Annotated in this window: 12 protein-coding genes; 6 read left to right on the forward strand and 6 right to left on the reverse strand. The window is 70.5% G+C overall.

Annotated features, from left to right (window positions below; all coding sequences use genetic code 11):
• The first annotated feature begins 93 nt into the window (after positions 1-93).
• On the forward strand, positions 94-978 hold the full coding sequence (locus AC07DO_RS02415) for a YceI family protein (RefSeq protein WP_150221403.1): 885 nt from the start codon (positions 94-96) through the stop codon (positions 976-978).
• A gap of 40 nt (positions 979-1,018) precedes the next feature.
• Here AC07DO_RS02415 and AC07DO_RS02420 read toward each other — a convergent pair whose 3' ends face one another.
• The gene (locus tag AC07DO_RS02420; protein ID WP_479056442.1) at positions 1,019-1,264 is read right to left on the reverse strand and encodes a hypothetical protein; all 246 of its coding nucleotides are present in this window, start codon (positions 1,262-1,264) and stop codon (positions 1,019-1,021) included.
• Positions 1,265-1,413: 149 nt separating this feature from the next.
• Between AC07DO_RS02420 and holA the strand changes: the two genes are divergently transcribed.
• Entirely contained in the window at positions 1,414-2,400 is a 987-nt protein-coding gene (gene holA, locus AC07DO_RS02425) for a DNA polymerase III subunit delta (RefSeq protein ID WP_479056443.1), read from the forward strand.
• A 349-nt stretch (positions 2,401-2,749) separates the two neighbouring features.
• Here the strand turns inward: holA and rpsT are convergent, their stop codons facing one another.
• Positions 2,750-3,010 (reverse strand): 30S ribosomal protein S20, encoded by a 261-nt coding sequence (gene rpsT / locus AC07DO_RS02430; RefSeq protein ID WP_098242480.1) that lies wholly within the window; start codon positions 3,008-3,010, stop codon positions 2,750-2,752.
• Positions 3,011-3,227: 217 nt separating this feature from the next.
• Here rpsT and lepA point away from each other — a divergent pair, with 217 nt between their 5' ends.
• Positions 3,228-5,099, forward strand: coding sequence for a translation elongation factor 4 (lepA, locus tag AC07DO_RS02435; RefSeq protein WP_479056445.1), 1,872 nt, complete (start codon positions 3,228-3,230; stop codon positions 5,097-5,099).
• 261 nt (positions 5,100-5,360) lie between these two features.
• Positions 5,361-7,250 (forward strand): AMP-dependent synthetase/ligase, encoded by a 1,890-nt coding sequence (locus AC07DO_RS02440; RefSeq protein ID WP_479056446.1) that lies wholly within the window; start codon positions 5,361-5,363, stop codon positions 7,248-7,250.
• Between the two features lie 55 nt (positions 7,251-7,305).
• Here AC07DO_RS02440 and AC07DO_RS02445 read toward each other — a convergent pair whose 3' ends face one another.
• Together AC07DO_RS02445 and AC07DO_RS02450 are read right to left on the reverse strand one after the other, a co-directional pair.
• Entirely contained in the window at positions 7,306-7,890 is a 585-nt protein-coding gene (locus AC07DO_RS02445; RefSeq protein ID WP_479057500.1) for a response regulator, read from the reverse strand.
• A gap of 12 nt (positions 7,891-7,902) precedes the next feature.
• Complete coding sequence (locus tag AC07DO_RS02450; protein ID WP_479056448.1) at positions 7,903-11,994, reverse strand: HAMP domain-containing protein; 4,092 nt, start codon at positions 11,992-11,994, stop codon at positions 7,903-7,905.
• 219 nt (positions 11,995-12,213) lie between these two features.
• Between AC07DO_RS02450 and AC07DO_RS02455 the strand changes: the two genes are divergently transcribed.
• Positions 12,214-14,121 carry a SpoIIE family protein phosphatase gene (locus tag AC07DO_RS02455; RefSeq protein ID WP_479056450.1) on the forward strand — a complete coding sequence of 636 codons (1,908 nt, stop codon included), beginning with the start codon at positions 12,214-12,216 and terminating at the stop codon, positions 14,119-14,121.
• Between the two features lie 54 nt (positions 14,122-14,175).
• Positions 14,176-15,408 carry a radical SAM family heme chaperone HemW gene (hemW, locus tag AC07DO_RS02460; RefSeq protein WP_479056452.1) on the forward strand — a complete coding sequence of 411 codons (1,233 nt, stop codon included), beginning with the start codon at positions 14,176-14,178 and terminating at the stop codon, positions 15,406-15,408.
• A gap of 269 nt (positions 15,409-15,677) precedes the next feature.
• Here the strand turns inward: hemW and AC07DO_RS02465 are convergent, their stop codons facing one another.
• Positions 15,678-16,493, reverse strand: coding sequence for a DUF3097 domain-containing protein (locus tag AC07DO_RS02465; protein ID WP_479056454.1), 816 nt, complete (start codon positions 16,491-16,493; stop codon positions 15,678-15,680).
• Positions 16,494-16,528: 35 nt separating this feature from the next.
• Positions 16,529-17,266 carry an MBL fold metallo-hydrolase gene (locus tag AC07DO_RS02470; RefSeq protein ID WP_479057501.1) on the reverse strand — a complete coding sequence of 246 codons (738 nt, stop codon included), beginning with the start codon at positions 17,264-17,266 and terminating at the stop codon, positions 16,529-16,531.
• Between the last annotated feature and the right edge of the window lie 85 nt (positions 17,267-17,351).

Consider the following 17,351-nt stretch of genomic DNA (forward strand, 5'->3'; position numbering starts at 1 on the left):
GGGTCCGTGTTGCATCGAAAGCCGCAACGGTGATCGAATGCCCTTTCGTTGCAGTTTGCAGGTGTTGTCAAGTAAGGCGGGGGTGTGTCGCGCGTGTTCGGCCGCTGGCTGGGAAACCGTACGAATCGGACCGGACGGGTGGGGGCCTTGTCGGCGCTCACGGTCCCGTCGAGTGCGGGGGTGCTCAGCTGCCGGGTGCTCGACCCGGTCAACGAACCCGTGCGGAACGCGGAATTCGCCGTCAGCGATGCCATGGGGCGCAAGGTCGTCAGCGGGGGCACCGACCCCTTCGGGTCGTTCGTCACGGCTGTTCCGGCGGGGGACTACCGGCTGGCGGTCTCGGCGGAGGGATTCACTCCGTACCGGGCGAGCGCCACGGTGGCGGAGGACGCGCACGCCTCGCTCGGTGACGTCACGCTCCAGGTCGCCCAGCCCCCGACGCTCCCCGAGCCCGGCGACTGGGAGGTGGACCCGCTCCACTCCTCGGTCTGCTTCACCGCGCGGCACATCGGTCTGGCCAGGATCCGTGGCCGGTTCAACAGCTTCGCGGGCGCGATCCGGATCGGGGAGCGGATGGAGGACTCCGCGATGCACGTCGTCATCGACGCCGCCTCCATCGACACGGCGGTCCAGATGCGCGACGACCACCTGCGTTCCGGTGACTTCCTCGACGTGGGGCGGTTCCCGACGATGGAGTTCTACAGCGACCGCTTCGTCCACAAGGGCGGCAGCCGCTGGGCGATATCCGGGGGCCTGACGCTGCACGGTGTGACGCGGACGGTCACGCTCGACACGGAGTACCTCGGGGTCGGCAAGGGGCTGGAGGGCGAGACCCGCGTCGCCTGCCGCGCCACCACTGAACTGCACCGCGACGACTTCACGATCACCTGGCAGACGATGCTGGCCCGCGGTATCGCCGCCGTCGGGCACAGCATCACCATCGACCTCGACATCCAGGTCATCCCGAAGAGCGGCTGACGGCCACGACCACCCGGGAACCGCCGCCCGTCGGCGCTCGCTACGGAGACTCCAGCCAGCCCTCGTGCTCCGCGGCCAGCTCGTCGAGTGCCGACGGGTCGAGGCGGGAGTCGGGGTCCTCGACCACGACCAGCCACTGGGCGTCCTCCGCGTCGTCCTCGCCCGCCAGGGCGTCGCGGACCAGCTGGGGCTCCTCGGCCACGCCGAAACGGTCGGGAAGCTCTTCGGCGACCACCTCCGCGGCATCGCGGTCGGGCAGCACCAGGACATGTCGTACGTCGCTCACTCGACCATTCTCCGATACGGGAGAGGGCCTCGGGAAAGGCCGTACGAGAAGGGCGTACGGGAAGGGCGTGCGGGAAGGGCGTACGGGAAGGGCGTACGGGAAGGCCGTACGGGCCGGGCTGTCAGTGCCGCGTGGGATGCTTGACCGCGATGGCCAGGAAGACAGCAAACGACGACCCGCTCGCTCCTCTCACGCTCGCCGTGGGGCAGGAGGACCTCCTCCTCGACCGCGCCGTGCAGCAGGTGGTCGCGGCCGCCCGCGCCTCCGACGCGGACACGGACGTGCGCGACCTCACCCCCGACCAGCTGCAGCCCGGCACGCTCGCCGAGCTGACGAGCCCGTCGCTCTTCGCCGAGCGCAAGGTCGTCGTCGTGCGGAACGCGCAGGATCTGTCGGCCGACACGGTCAAGGACGTGAAGGTGTATCTGGGGTCGCCGGCCGAGGAGATCACCCTTGTCCTGCTGCACGCGGGCGGCGCCAAGGGCAAGGGACTGCTCGACGCCGCGCGCAAGGCGGGCGCGCGCGAGGTCGCCTGCCCCAAGATGACCAAGCCCGCGGACCGGCTGTCGTTCGTGCGCGCGGAGTTCCGCACCACGGGCCGCTCGGCGACACCGGAGGCCTGCCAGGCGCTCGTCGACGCGATCGGCAGCGACCTGCGGGAGCTCGCCTCCGCGGTCTCCCAGCTGGCGGCGGACGTCGAGGGCACGATCGACGAAGCGGTGGTGGGGCGGTACTACACGGGCCGCGCCGAGGCCTCCAGCTTCACGGTGGCCGACCGGGCCGTCGAGGGCCGGGCCGCGGAGGCGCTCGAAGCGTTGCGCTGGTCCCTGGCGACGGGCGTCGCCCCCGTCATGATCACCAGCGCCCTCGCGCAGGGCGTCCGGGCGATCGGCAAGCTCTCCTCCGCGCGCGGCGGCCGCCCCGCCGACCTCGCCCGTGAGCTGGGCATGCCGCCCTGGAAGATCGACCGCGTGCGCCAGCAGATGCGCGGCTGGACCCCGGACGGAGTGGCTGCCGCGCTGACCGCGGTGGCCGCGGCTGACGCGGGCGTCAAGGGTGGCGGTGACGACCCCGAGTACGCCTTGGAGAAGGCGGTCGTCGCCATCGCCCGTGCGGCGCGGTCCCGGCGGGGCTAGGCGGTTACTGGCCGTGGGCCCGGCCTCCGCGTGGCTCGTCTGCGATTTCGTCTGCGGCGTGCGTCGTGGCTTGTCGCGCAGTTCCCCGCGCCCCTGACCCCACCCCCCAGCCCGACGCCCGGGAACCGCGCCCCCTGACGCAGCACCCCCGCCCCCAGCTCGCCGCCCGGGAGTCCCCGAAACCCGGCACCGCCCCCGGACACAGCAATGCCCCCGGAGTGGGTCCGGGGGCATCGTCGCAGCGTGGCGTACTGCGTGGTCTGTCCGCGATTCGAGGTAGAGGGCTCGAATTACCCTCGCGGGAGGATTGATCAGCGCCCCGGCGAACCGGGGCCAAGGGCGTCAGCCCTTAGAGGGACGCGGCCTTCGAAGCAAGCGCCGACTTCTTGTTGGCGGCCTGGTTCTTGTGGATGACGCCCTTGGAGACGGCCTTGTCCAGCTGACGCGTGGCCTCACGCGTGAGCTCGGCGGCCTTCTGGGTGTCACCGGCGGCAACGGCCTCGCGGGCCTTGCGGATCGCGGTCTTCAGCGAAGACTTGACCGCCTTGTTGCGCTGACGCGCCTTCTCGTTGGTCTTGATCCGCTTGATCTGGGACTTGATGTTCGCCACGAAAGAGCCTTTTCAGGTTCAGGTACTGCAGAGGTACTGCAGATGAGTGTTATGACACGCGCCTCGATGCTTGAGAGGACTACGAGACACAGCTGTCCACGGTACCAGTCGCCCTCCTACCGGCCCAAACCGAGCGCAGTGGCCCACCCATGGGACGATGGAACCTACGTATAGATCCGACCCGAGGCGACAGGCGCCTCAAGAGACAGGACCCTGCGTGCCCGCGACCCCTAAAAATGTGCCCGAGCCGAGCCGTACCGATCCGGCGCTGATCCGCAATTTCTGCATCATCGCGCACATCGACCACGGCAAGTCCACGCTCGCCGACCGCATGCTGCAGCTCACCGGTGTGGTGGAGCAGCGGCAGATGCGTGCTCAGTACCTCGACCGCATGGACATCGAGCGCGAGCGCGGCATCACGATCAAGTCCCAGGCGGTGCGTCTGCCCTGGGCCCCGACAGAGGGCCCGAACGAGGGCAGTACGCACATCCTCAACATGATCGACACCCCGGGCCACGTGGACTTCACGTATGAAGTCTCGCGTTCGCTCGCGGCCTGTGAGGGCACGATCCTCCTGGTCGACGCGGCCCAGGGCATCGAGGCGCAGACTCTCGCCAACCTCTACCTGGCGATGGAGAACGACCTCAAGATCATCCCCGTGCTGAACAAGATCGACCTGCCCGCGGCCCAGCCGGAGAAGTTCTCCGAGGAGCTCGCCAACCTCATCGGCTGCGAGCCCGAGGACGTCCTGAAGGTCTCCGCGAAGACCGGCATGGGCGTCGAGGCGCTGCTCGACAAGGCCGTCGCCGAGATCCCGCCCCCGGTCGGCGTCGCGGACGCCCCGGCGCGCGCGATGATCTTCGACTCGGTCTACGACTCCTACCGCGGCGTCGTGACGTACGTGCGTGTGGTCGACGGCCAGCTCAACAAGCGCGAGCGGATCCGGATGATGTCCACCGGCGCCACGCACGAGCTGCTCGAGATCGGTGTCTCGTCCCCCGAGATGACGCCGGCCGACGGCATCGGCGTCGGCGAGGTGGGCTACATCATCACCGGCGTGAAGGACGTCCGTCAGTCCAAGGTCGGTGACACGATCACCTCCCTGAGCAAGGGCGCCACCGAGCCGCTCGGCGGTTACAAGGACCCCAAGCCGATGGTGTTCTCGGGCCTGTACCCGCTGGACGGCTCCGAGTACCCGGACCTGCGCGAGGCCCTCGACAAGCTGCAGCTCAACGACGCCGCGCTCGTCTACGAGCCCGAGACCTCGGCCGCGCTCGGCTTCGGTTTCCGCGTCGGCTTCCTCGGGCTCCTGCACCTCGACGTCATCCGCGAGCGCCTGGAGCGCGAGTTCGGACTCGACCTGATCGCCACCGCCCCCAACGTGGTCTACCGCGTGATCATGGAGGACGGCACCGAGCACACGGTCACCAACCCGAGTGAATTCCCCGAGGGCAAGATCGACCAGGTCTTCGAACCGGTCGTGCGAGCCACGATCCTCGCGCCCAGCGAGTTCATCGGCTCGATCATGGAGCTGTGCCAGAACCGGCGCGGCGTCATGCTCGGCATGGACTACCTCTCCGAGGACCGCGTCGAGATCCGCTACACGCTGCCGCTCGCCGAGATCGTCTTCGACTTCTTCGACCAGCTGAAGTCCAAGACGCGCGGTTACGCCTCGCTGGACTACGAGCCCACGGGCGAGCAGTCCGCCCAGCTCGTCAAGGTCGACATCCTGCTCCACGGCGACAAGGTCGACGCGTTCTCGGCGGTCACGCACAAGGACCAGGCGTACGCGTACGGCGTGCGGCTCGTCGCCAAGCTGCGCGAGCTCATCCCGCGCCAGGCCTTCGAGGTGCCCGTCCAGGCGGCGATCGGGTCCCGGGTCATCGCCCGCGAGACCATCCGCGCCATCCGCAAGGACGTCCTCGCGAAGTGCTACGGCGGTGACATCTCCCGTAAGCGCAAGCTGCTCGAGAAGCAGAAGGAGGGCAAGAAGCGCATGAAGATGGTCGGCTCCGTCGAGGTGCCGCAGGAAGCCTTCATCGCCGTGCTCTCCAGCGACGACAGCGGCCCCGGCAAGGCCAAGAAGTAGTCACCCCGGCCCGCGGCTCAGCCGTGGCCACGCGGGCCCGGTGCGCATGCGTACCGGGCCCGCGGCGCGTTGCCGCGGGCCTGCCCGTTCCGTTTGGGTGTCTGTAGGAAGTGACAGGCAGCTGCCCCTTACGCACCGGGCGTCGGCGCTCTACTCTGATCACCACTCGTAGGTTACTCGCAAGTTAAACAAGTAGCCCTGAGGGATGTAAGAAGCAGCCGCCAGCCAGTTCGCCGCACTGTCGTGGGCCCGGAGGATGTCGTGAGCGACACACAGACCTTGATCGAGAACCGTCCGCCGTCCGTGGCGCATCTCTTCCTGGAGCGCGTGGCGGCCACCCCGGACGCCGAGGCCTATCGCTACCCCGTCCCGGCGGCATCGGACGAGGGCCCCGACGACTGGAAGTCCCTCAGCTGGGCGCAGGCCGCCGAGCGCGTCGACGCCATCGCCGCCGGCCTCGTCGAGCTCGGCCTGCGGGCCGAGGACCGTGTCGCCCTCGCCTCGTCCACGCGCGTCGAGTGGATCCTCTGCGACCTCGCCATCATGTGCGCCGGCGCGGCCACCACGACCGTGTACCCGCAGACCAACGCCGAGGAGTCGGCGTACATCCTGGCCGACTCCGACAGCCGCGTGCTGATCGCCGAGGACGCCGCGCAGCTCGCCAAGGCGCGCGAGAAGCGCGCCGACCTGCCCGAGCTGCGGCACGTCGTGGTCCTCGACCCCGAGGGCGCGGCGCCCGCCGACGGCGACCCCGAGGGCTGGGTGCTCACCCTCGCCGACCTGGAGGCCCGCGGCGCCGCCCACCTGGAGAAGAACCCGGGGCTCGTCAAGGAGCGGATCGCGGCGATCACCAGGGACCAGCTCGCCACGATCATCTACACCTCCGGCACCACGGGCCGCCCCAAGGGCGTGCGCCTGCCGCAGGACAACTGGTCGTACATGGCCAAGGCCATCGCGGCGACCGGCCTGCTCGGCCCCGACGACGTGCAGTACCTGTGGCTGCCGCTCGCCCACGTCTTCGGCAAGGTGCTGACCTCCGGACAGATCGAGCTCGGACACGTCACCGCCGTCGACGGTCGCGTCGACAAGATCATCGAGAACCTGCCGGTGGTGCAGCCGACGTACATGGCGGCCGTCCCCCGCATCTTCGAGAAGGTCTACAACGGCGTCGCGGCCAAGGCGCGGGCCGGCGGCGCGGCCAAGTACAAGATCTTCCAGTGGGCCGCCGAGGTCTCCCGCGAGTACGCGAAGGTCAGCCAGGACAATTTCCGCAGGACGGGCACCGCGTCCGTGCCCTTCGGGCTGCGCGCCAAGCACAAGACCGCCGACACCCTCGTCTACTCCAAGCTGCGCGAGGCCTTCGGCGGGCGGCTGCGCGCCGCCGTCTCCGGCTCCGCCGCCCTCGCCCCCGAGATCGGCTACTTCTTCGCAGGCGCGGGCATCCACATCCTCGAGGGATACGGCCTGACGGAGTCCTCCGCCGCCTCCTTCGTGAACCCCGGCGAGGCCTACCGCACCGGCACGGTCGGCAAGCCGCTGCCCGGCACCGAGGTGCGCATCGCGGACGACGGCGAGATCCTGCTGCGCGGCCCCGGCATCATGGAGGGCTACCACGGCCTCCCGGAGAAGACGGCAGAGGTCCTGGAGTCCGACGGGTGGTTCCACACCGGAGACATCGGTGAGCTGTCCGTCGACGGCTACCTGCGGATCACCGACCGCAAGAAGGACCTGATCAAAACCTCCGGCGGGAAGTACATCGCGCCCGCCGAGGTCGAGGGCCAGTTCAAGGCCGTGTGTCCGTACGTCTCCAACATCCTCGTCCATGGCGCCGACCGGAACTTCTGCACCGCCCTCATCTCCCTCGACGAGCCCGCGATCCTGGAGTGGGCCAAGGAGAACGGACAGGAGGGCACGTCGTACGCGGAGGTGTGCGCCGCCCCCGCGACGGTCGAGCTCATCGACGGCTACGTGCGCGAGCTCAACGAAGGCCTGCAGCGCTGGCAGACCATCAAGAAGTTCCGGCTCCTGCCGCGCGACCTGGACGTCGAGCACGGCGAGCTGACGCCCAGCCTGAAGCTGAAGCGTCCGGTGGTCGAACGGGAGTACAAGCACCTGATCGAGGACATGTACGCGGGGTCGCGCGAGGCCTGAGCACAGGGCATGACCCCGGGGTCCGGGGGCCTGCGGTACGCGGCCGGGTGTCGGTCTACACGCCCCGGCCGCAGCGCATCTCCTGCACCAGTTCCTCCATGTGCTTCACGTGGCGGCGCAGTTCGAGGACGTCCTCGAGGCTGCTCGCGGCCATATGGGTCTCGATCGCCGTGAGACGCGCGGCCAGCTCGTCGAACTGGCGCTGCTCGCGGGCCAGTATCCGTTCCAGCTGCCTGTTCTTGCGGTGCAGTTCGAGGAAGACGGTGACCTTGGCGCGCAGCACCCACGGGTCGAACGGTTTGGTGAGGTAGTCGGCCGCGCCCGTCGCGTAGCCACGGAACGCGTAGCCCGAGTCGTTGTCGGTGCCCGTCAGGAAGATGATGGGCACGTCCTTGGTCTGGTCGAGCCGTTTGATGTTCGACGCGGTCTCGAATCCGTCCATGCCCGGCATGCGGACGTCCAGGAGGATCACGGCGAATCGTTGCCGCAGGATCGCCTTCATGGCCTCCTCGCCCGAACGAGCCCGGACCAGGGGCTCGTTCAGCGATCCGAGGACGGCCTCCAGCGCCATCAGGTTGTCCTCCATGTCGTCGACCAGGAGGATGCTCGCGCGGTTGTCGGGGGCGGCCTCTGCATTCATGGTCACGGTGCCTCACTCCGTCAGTGGCGGAACAACGCCCTCTGCTCGAGCGCTGTCCTGCTCCTGAACGGCTGTCTCTGGATCGGTGGGGGGTTGCTCGTCGGTCGACGAGCCTGCTGGGTCCAGGAGGGCACAGACGACGCCGAGCAGCTGGTCCACGTCCACGGGTTTGGGGACGTAGTCGGTGGCGCCCTGGGAGATCGCCTTCTCGCGGTCCCCGGGCATGGCCTTGGCTGTCAGGGCGACGATGGGCAGACCGCGCCAGCGGGGGCTGCGACGGATCGCGGCCATGGTTTCGTAGCCATCCATCTCCGGCATCATGATGTCCATCAGCACGATGTCGACATCGGGGTTGCGTTCCAGCGTCTCGATGCCCTCACGGCCGTTCTCCGCGTACAGGACGGGCATGCCGACGCGGCTGAGCACATGGGTGAGGGCGAAGACGTTGCGGATGTCGTCGTCGACGATGAGCACCCTGCGGCCCGGCAGTATGCGGCCCGCGCGCCCTTCCTTCCACTCTTCGAGCTTGGTGGGCGTGGGCCAGCTGTCGTCGGGTTCGAGCGCGGTGTGCGGCCGCAGGGCGGCCTGTTCGACCGGCTCCGGGAGGTGCTGGATGTGTGTCGCGGCGTACGCGATGGCGGCCGCGCCGTGGCCCGGGTGCACCACGGGGACGTAGAGCGAGAAGGTGGAGCCCTGGCCGGGGCGGCTCTCCGCGGTGATACGGCCGCCGAGCAGGCCCGCGATCTCGCGGCTGATGGAGAGGCCGAGGCCCGTGCCGCCGTACTTGCGGTTGGTGGTGCCGTCGGCCTGCTGGAACGCCTCGAAGATCACCGGGAGTTGCTCGGCGGGGATGCCGATGCCGGTGTCGCTGACGGCGAAGCACAGCAGGTCCTCGTTGTCGTGGAGCAGCCGGTCGCCCGAGGACTCCTTGACGCGGCTGACCCGCAGCTCGACGCTGCCCGCCGAGGTGAACTTGACCGCGTTCGACAGCAGGTTGCGCAGGATCTGCTGGAGGCGCTGCTCGTCCGAGAACATCTCCCGCGGCACGTCCTCGCCCACCGACACGTCGAAGGCGAGACCGCGGTCCAGGGTGAGCGGGCGGAACGTCGCGTGGACGTAGTCGAGGACCTTGATGAGGGGGAGCTTCTTGGGGCGGACGTCCATCCGGCCCGCCTCGATCTTCGACAGGTCCAGGATGTCGTTGATGAGCTGGAGCAGGTCGGAGCCGGAGCGGTGGATGGTCGTCGCGAACTGCACCTCCTGGTCGGAGAGGTGGTCGTCGGGGTTGTCGGAGAGCAGCCGGGCGAGGATCAGCAGCGAGTTGAGCGGGGTGCGCAGCTCGTGCGACATGTTCGCAAGGAACTCCGACTTGTACTGGGAGCTCGTGGCCAGCAGCGCGGCCTTCTCCTCCAGCTCCGCGTTGGACCGGCGCAGCTCGGCCTGCTGGCGCTGGAGTTCGTCCGAGCGCTCCTGGAGCTGGATGGCCAGCCGCTGCGACTCGCCGAGCAGCGACTCCGTGCGGGAGTTGGCGATGATGGTGTTGATCGCGACGCCGATGGTGTTCACGAACTGGTCGAAGAACGCCAGGTGCACGTCGGAGAAGCGGGAGAACGTCGCCAGCTCGATGACGCCGAGCAGCTTGTCCTCGAAGAGGATCGGGATGATGACGACCGTCGCCGGTGCCGCGTCGCCGAGACCCGAGTGGATCTTGATGTAGTCCGGCGGTACCTCCTCGACGAGGATGCGCTTCTTCTCCAGGGCCGCCTGGCGCACCAGGCCCTGCGCGGGCATGCCGCCCGTGTCGACGACCGAGCCCTGTGCCGCTCCGTACCCGGCGATGAAGGCGAGGCCCTTGGCGGTCACCTGGCTGGGCGCGGGCGACTCCGCCGTGTCGGGGTCGGCCAGGAAGAAGGCGCCGTACTGCGCGTTCACCAGCGGGGTCAGCTCGCGCAGGATCAGGTCGGCGACCTCCATCAGGTCGCGGTGGCCCTGCATCAGGCCGGCGAGGCGGGCGAGGTTGGACTCCAGCCAGTCCTTCGCGCGGGTGGTCTCGCGCAGGTTGGAGACCATGAGGTTGATGTTGTCCTTGAGGTCGGTGACCTCGCCGCGCGTCTCGACGGTGATGGCGCGGGTCATGTCGCCCTGGGCCACGGCGGAGGCGACCTCGGCGATGGCGCGGACCTGCGTGGTGAGGTTCAGCGCCAGCTCGTTCACGTTCGTCGTCAGGCGCTTCCACGTGCCGTACACGCCCTCGACCCGGGCCTGCCCGCCCAGCTGGCCCTCGGAGCCGACCTCGCGGGCCACGCGCGTGACCTCGGAGGAGAACGAGGACAGCGTGTCCACCATCGTGTTGATGGTGGTCTTCAGCTCCAGGATCTCGCCGCGCGCGTCGACGTCGATCTTCTTGGAGAGGTCGCCCTGGGCCACCGCGGTGGCCACCTGCGCGATGTTGCGGACCTGGCCCGTCAGGTTGTCCGCCATGTAGTTGACGTTGTCGGTGAGGTCCTTCCACACACCGGAGACGCCCAGCACCTGCGCGCGGCCGCCGAGCCGGCCGTCCGTGCCGACCTCGCGGGCGACGCGGGTCACCTCGTCGGCGAAGGCGCGCAGCTGCTCCACCATCGTGTTGACGGTGTCCTTGAGCTCCAGGATCTCGCCGCGCGCCGTGACCGTGATCATCTTGGACAGGTCGCCGTTGGCGACGGCCGTGGTGACCTGGGCGATGTTGCGGACCTGGGAGGTGAGGTTCGACGCCATGAAGTTGACGTTGTCGGTGAGGTCCTTCCACACGCCCGACACACCCCGGACCTGCGCCTGACCGCCGAGGTTGCCCTCCGTGCCGACCTCGCGCGCCACGCGCGTGACCTCGTCGGCGAAGGCGGACAGCTGGTCGACCATCGTGTTGATCGTCGACTTCAGCTCCAGGATCTCGCCCTTCGCCTCGACCGTGATCTTCTTGCCCAGGTCCCCCTGGGCCACGGCCGTCGACACGAGCGCGATGTTCCGCACCTGCGAGGTCAGGTTGTCGGCCATGAAGTTGACGTTGTCGGTGAGGTCCTTCCACACACCGGAGACGCCCCGCACCTGGGCGCGCCCGCCCAGGTTGCCCTCCGTGCCGACCTCGCGCGCCACGCGCGTGACCTCGTCGGCGAAGGCGGACAGCTGGTCCACCATCGTGTTCACCGTCGACTTCAGCTCCAGGATCTCGCCCCGGGCGTCGACGGTGATCTTCTGGCTCAGGTCGCCGTTGGCGACGGCCGTGGTGACCTGGGCGATGTTGCGGACCTGGGAGGTGAGGTTCGACGCCATGAAGTTGACGTTGTCGGTGAGGTCCTTCCACACCCCCGACACCCCGCGCGCCTGCGCGCGGCCGCCCAACTGCCCCTCCGTGCCCACCTCGCGCGCCACACGTGTCACCTCGGCGGCGAACGCGGAGAGCTGCTCCACCATCGTGTTCACGGTGAGCTTCAGTTCGAGGAGCTCGCCCGTCGCCTCGACGGTCACGGTGCGGGTCAGGTCGCCCTGCGCCACCGCCGTCGTCACGAGCGCGATGTCCCGCACCTGCGCGGTGAGCCGGGACGCCATCGTGTTGACGGCCTCCGTCACGTCGCGCCAACTGCCCGAAAGACCCCGCACCTTGGCGCGCCCGCCGAGACGTCCCTCCGTGCCGACCTCACGGGCGACCCGCGTGACCTCGCCGGTGAAGAGGGACAGCTGGTCCACCATCGTGTTGACGGCCCGCCCCAGACGCCGTAAGTCACCCCGCAGTTCACGCGTGCCGTCGTGCAGGTCGACCCGTTGCGTGAGGTCACCGCCCGCCACCGCGTTCAGCACCCGGGTCGCGTTCGCCGCCGGCGCGACCAGCGCGTCGAGCAGGGTGTTGACCTCCGAGACGCGGGCGGCCCAGCGGCCCTGGCCCGGGCTCGCGCCGAACCGCTCGTCCAGCCGGCCGTGCCGTATGATCTCGCGCCGCACGCGGACCAGCTCGCCGTCGAAGTGCAGCGAACGGTCCAGCATCTCGTTGAACACCGAGTACAGCTCGGCGGTCAGGCCGTCGCCGACCGGCGCCACCTTGGTGAAGTCGCCGTCCCGCGCGGCACGCATGGCCGCGAGAAGGGGACGAAGCTGGCAGATGGCTGGATCCGCACCGGACTCGGCACTCTGCGTCGGGACCGGAACCCGGTCTTTTCCCAGCACAGGCATAGCACTGTTCTCACTCATAACGGCCCACTTCGGTAACTCGGTGCTTATGAGCGTGGCCAGTCTGTCACTCTGTCGGTGTCGCCTGAGGCGTATTCGCCCGAACTGCTCAGGAGCCGCACCGTGGGGCCCATTCCGATGCAACGGGAGGCCGATATTCGTGTCTCCGCCATGGACCCGGGCCGCCCCGGGCCACCGGCGGTGGTGCGCACGTCACTGCCCGGAAACCCGCTGGCGCCCGCCGCCGCGCGCAGATTCGTGCGGGCGGCGCTCGCCGACTGGACCGAGCTCGGCGTGCCCGCGGCCGCGGGCATCACCAACCGGCTGGCCGACGACGCGGTGCTGCTGGTCAGCGAGTTGGTGACCAACGCCGTCGTGCACGCGGGCACGGCCGTGGAGCTGATGTGCCGCCTCGACGAGGCGCTGCCCGGCGAGGACACCGAGACCCTCCTCATCGAGGTCGCCGACCACCACCCCTCCCGTGCCGTCCGCGGCGACCACCGCCCGCCGCCTTCCGACACCCCCGAGTACGGCCGCGGTCTCCACCTCGTCGCGACCCTCTCCGAGTCCTGGGGCATCACCTACCGCACCGGCACGAAATCCGTCTGGGCCCGGCTGCCCGTCGAGGGCGTCCAGGCCGTCCACGAGATCGAGACGTACGCGAGCGAACAGGCGCTGCAGCGCGGACTGCGCGCGGCCGAGATCCTCGCGCCGCTGCCCGGGCGCGCCGCGCAGGACACCGAGTGGATCAACAGGGGCGCGCTCTCCTTCCTCGCCGAGGCGTCCGACCTGCTGGCCGGACAGTTCGACGAGGACCTGGTGGCCGCACTCGCCGGGCAGCTGCTCGTGCCGCGCCTCGCGGACTGGTGCGCGGTCTGGCTCGACGACGGGGCGGCACACGACTTCGTGGGCGTGCAGGGCGCGCGGCTCGCCCGTGTGTGGCACACCAGCGAGCACCGGATGGAGGAGCTGCGCCGCGTCCTGGAGAAGGAGCCGCCCCGCGTCCCGGACACGGCGGGCTCCGGCGCCTTTCCGCTGCCCTGGCCCGGTGAGGCGTCGGCGGGCGGGTCGTCCGGCGCGGCACTGGCGTACCGGCTGACGGCGGGCGGGCGCGTCCTCGGCACGCTCGTCATCGGCCGGCCCGGGCTCGTCCGCTTCCCCGACGAAGTGACCGGGCTCGTCGAGGACTTCAGCCGCCGGGTCGCCCTGGCCATCAGCACGGCCCGGCGCTACCAGCGCCAGGCCAACATCAGTCAGGTGCTCCAGCGCGGACTGCTGCCCAGCAAGGTTGCGGAGATCCCCGACGTGGAGAGCGCCATCGTCTACGAACCGCGGGACAAGGGCGGCCCCGGCGGTGACTTCTACGACCTGTTCCAGGCGGGCGAGGGACGCTGGTGCTTCGCGCTCGGCGACGTCCAGGGCAAGGGGCCTGAGGCGGCCGTCGTCATCGGCCTCGCCCGCCCCTGGCTGCGGCTGCTCGCCCGCGAGGGGTACCAGGTCGCGGAGGTCATGGACCGCCTCAACCAGCTGCTCCTGGACGACGCGACCGAGGCGGCGGACGCGGCGGCGGCGGTCGTCGCGGTGGCGGGCGGGCAGGGCGTGCCGCCCGACAACCCCACCTCGCGGTTCCTCTCGCTCCTGTACGGGGAGATCGTCCCGTACGAAGGGGGTGTGCGCGTCACTCTCGCGTGCGCGGGGCATCCGCTGCCGCTCGTCATGTCCGCCGACGGGGAGGTGCGGGAGGCGGCCACCCCGCAGATGCTGCTCGGGGTCGTCGACGACGAGACGTACCGGAGCGAGAGCTTCGACCTGCGGTGCGGCGAGACGCTCCTGTGCGTCACGGACGGCGTGACCGAGCGCCGGACGGGCCCCCGCCAGTTCGACGACGGCGACGGTCTCGCGAAGGCACTGGCCGGCTGCGCGGGCCTCGACGCGGCGCTGGTGGCGGAACGGCTCCGACGGCTGGTGCACGAGTTCTCGGAGCGGCCGCCGGACGACGACCTGGCGCTTCTGGTGCTGCGGGCGCGGTGAGGCGGGAGAGCGGGGCGCGTGGGGTGCGGTCGCGGGTGGGGGACAATCGACGGTATGCCCTCCGCACTGCCCGATGGTGAGCCCATGCCCGAGGACGGCGCGCTGCCCGCGTCCGCCCTGGACGGCGCGGCCTCCCGCCCCCTCGGCTTCTACCTGCACGTCCCGTACTGCGCCACGCGCTGCGGCTACTGCGACTTCAACACGTACACCGCGACCGAGCTGCGCGGCTCCGGCGGCGTCCTCGCCTCCCGCGACAACTACGCGCAGACCCTCGCCGACGAGGTGCGGCTCGCCCGGAAGGTCCTGGGCGACGACCCGCGGCCCGTGCGGACCGTGTTCGTCGGGGGCGGTACGCCGACGCTGCTCGCGGCCCGCGACCTCGTGGCGATGCTCGCCGCCGTACGGGACGAGTTCGGGCTCGCGGACGACGCGGAGATCACGACCGAGGCGAATCCGGAGTCGGTCGACGAGGCGTACCTGAGCGAACTCCGGGAGGGCGGCTTCAACCGTGTCTCCTTCGGCATGCAGAGCGCGAAGCAGCACGTCCTGAAGGTGCTCGACCGTACGCACACGCCCGGGCGGCCCGAGGCGTGCGTCGCCGAGGCACGCGCCGCGGGCTTCGACCACGTGAACCTCGACCTGATCTACGGCACGCCCGGCGAGACGGACGACGACTGGCGCGCCACGCTCGACGCGGCGCTCGGCGCAGGGCCCGACCACGTCAGCGCCTACGCGCTCATCGTGGAGGAGGGCACGCAGCTGGCGCGGCGCATCCGACGCGGCGAGGTGCCGATGACCGACGACGACGTGCACGCGGACCGGTACCTGATCGCCGACGAGGTGCTTGGGAGCGCGGGCTTCTCGTGGTACGAGGTGTCCAACTGGGCCACGTCCGACAGCGGCCGCTGCCTGCACAACGAGCTGTACTGGCGCGGCGCCGACTGGTGGGGCGCGGGGCCGGGCGCGCACAGCCACGTCGGCGGCGTGCGGTGGTGGAACGTCAAGCACCCCGGCGCGTACGCGGCGGCGCTCGCGGGCGGCGGCTCGCCCGGGGCCGGACGGGAAGTGCTGTCCGCGGAGGACCGCCGCGTGGAGCGGATCCTGCTGGAGCTCCGGCTGCGGGAGGGCTGCCCGTTGTCGCTGCTGCGGGAGGCCGGGCTTGCGGCGTCCGTGCGGGCGCGGGACGAGGGGCTTCTTGAGGCGGGGCCGTACGGGGAGGGGCGGGCTGTGCTGACGCTGCGGGGGCGGTTGTTGGCGGATGCGGTGGTGCGGGACCTGGTGGACTAGGTCTGGCGGGGCGCCTTGGGCGGTGTGCGCTCGGGGTTCGGTTGTGGGTGCGGGGCCGCGGGGGGTATGTGCGTACTCGCTATCCCTGCGCCGTGCCTGTAGAGCTTCTGGCTGTCAGGGTGTGCTCGGTGCTCCGTGCGCACATACCCCCGCGGCCCCTCGCGTTTCGTACGCGGCTGCGGCGCGGTGGGGGCAACCTCGGGCCCTTACGCCCGCTGGATGGTGCGGGGCAAACGGGTGGGTGGGACCGGTCCGCCGCGGAGCGGGGGCTAGGGGAGTGTGACGAAGTCGATCAGTTCTTCCACGCGGCCCAGGAGCGGCGGCTCCAGGTCCTTGTAGGAGTGGACCGAGTTCAGGATGCGCTTCCAGGCCGCGCCCGTGTTGGGCGGCCAGCCAAGGGCGTGGCAGATGCCCGTCTTCCAGTCCTGGCCGCGGGGCACGTGGGGCCAGGCGGGGATGCCGACCGAGGACGGCTTCACCGCCTCCCAAATGTCGATGTAGGGATGCCCGACGACCAGGGCGTGGGCGCTGGTGACCTGCGTCGCGATGCGGGACTCCTTGGAGCCGGGGACCAGGTGGTCGACCAGGACGCCGAGGCGGGCGTCGGGGCCGGGGGCGAACTCGGCGACGATCGCGGGGAGGTCGTCGATGCCCTCCAGGTACTCGACGACGACGCCCTCGATGCGCAGGTCGTCGCCCCAGACGCGCTCGACCAGTTCGGCGTCGTGCCGGCCCTCCACGTAGATGCGTCCCGCGCGGGCGACCCTGGCCCGCGCCCCGGGCACGGCCACCGAGCCGGACGCGGTGCGGGAGGGACGTACGGGAGCAGCCCCGGAGGGGCGGACCAGAGTGACCGGGCGGCCCTCCAGAAGGAAACCGCCCGGCTCCATCGGGAAGACGCGGTGCTTGCCGAAGCGGTCCTCCAGCGTCACCGTCGGGCCCTGCGCCGTCTTCTCGCAGCGGATCACCGCCCCGCAGAAGCCGGTGCTCAGCTCCTCGACCACGAGGCCGGCGTCCGCCGCCACCTCCGGTACGGGCTTCGGCTTCTTCCAAGGGGGCGTGAGGTCGGCGGAGTACTGGCGCATTCTCGTGACGATAGGAAGAGCGAAGGCGTCACGCCTCACGACACGCCGAAGCGGGTTGCCAGTGTGGCGCGTTGGGCACGGACAAAAGCCGCATCCACTGTCGCGCCGTGCCCGGGTACGTAGAGCGCGTCCTCGCCGCCCAGGTCCAGGAGGCGGTCCAGCGCGGCGGGCCAGTGGTTCGGCGCCGCGTCCGGGCCCGCCTGCGGCTCGCCCGACTCCTCCACCAGGTCGCCGCAGAAGACGACCTCCCGGCCGCCCTCGGTGCCGGGCACGAGGACCGCGAGGTCGTGGCCGGAGTGGCCGGGCCCGATGTTGGCGAGCAGCACCTGGACGCCGCCGCCCAGGTCGAGCGTCCACTCCCCGCACACCAGGTGGTGCGGGCGGACCAGCAGGTCGGCCGCCTCGGCCGCCGCGTCCGGGGCCAGGCCGTGCCGCACCGCGTCCTCGCGCAGCTCGTCGCGGCCCCTGGCGAAGACCGTGTCGATGCCCACCGCCCCGTACACCTCGACGCCCGCGAAGGCCGCAGCCCCGAGGACGTGGTCGAAGTGCGGGTGCGTGAGCACGAGGTGGGTGGCTCTGCGGTCGCCGCCCAGGATCCGCCGGGCCTGCGTGCGCAGTGCCGCGCCCTCCGCCAGGCTCGACCCCGCCTCGATCATGAGGGCCGCGTCGTCGCCGACGACGAGCCCCGCCGTGCAGTCCCAGACGGGCAGACGGCACCGTCCCACGCGCGGGGCGAGCCGCTCCCAGCCCGCCGCTTCCCATGCCGGCGTCACGTTCATACGGTGACGCTATCCGTACGGGCGGTGTTCGGCAGCCGCTGTCTTGCCCGGCCCGTACCCGACGGCCGTACACTGACCC

The sequence above is a fragment of the Streptomyces sp. NPDC045678 genome (assembly GCF_056432085.1).

Coding starts and splice junctions, on each gene's coding strand:
- AC07DO_RS02445 (WP_479057500.1), bottom strand. CDS start 7,890: ATGAATGCAGAGGCCGCCCCCGACAACCGCGCGAGCATCCTCCTGGTC.
- hemW (WP_479056452.1), top strand. CDS start 14,176: ATGCCCTCCGCACTGCCCGATGGTGAGCCCATGCCCGAGGACGGCGCG.
- AC07DO_RS02450 (WP_479056448.1), bottom strand. CDS start 11,994: ATGCGTGCCGCGCGGGACGGCGACTTCACCAAGGTGGCGCCGGTCGGC.
- AC07DO_RS02465 (WP_479056454.1), bottom strand. CDS start 16,493: ATGCGCCAGTACTCCGCCGACCTCACGCCCCCTTGGAAGAAGCCGAAG.
- holA (WP_479056443.1), top strand. CDS start 1,414: ATGGCCAGGAAGACAGCAAACGACGACCCGCTCGCTCCTCTCACGCTC.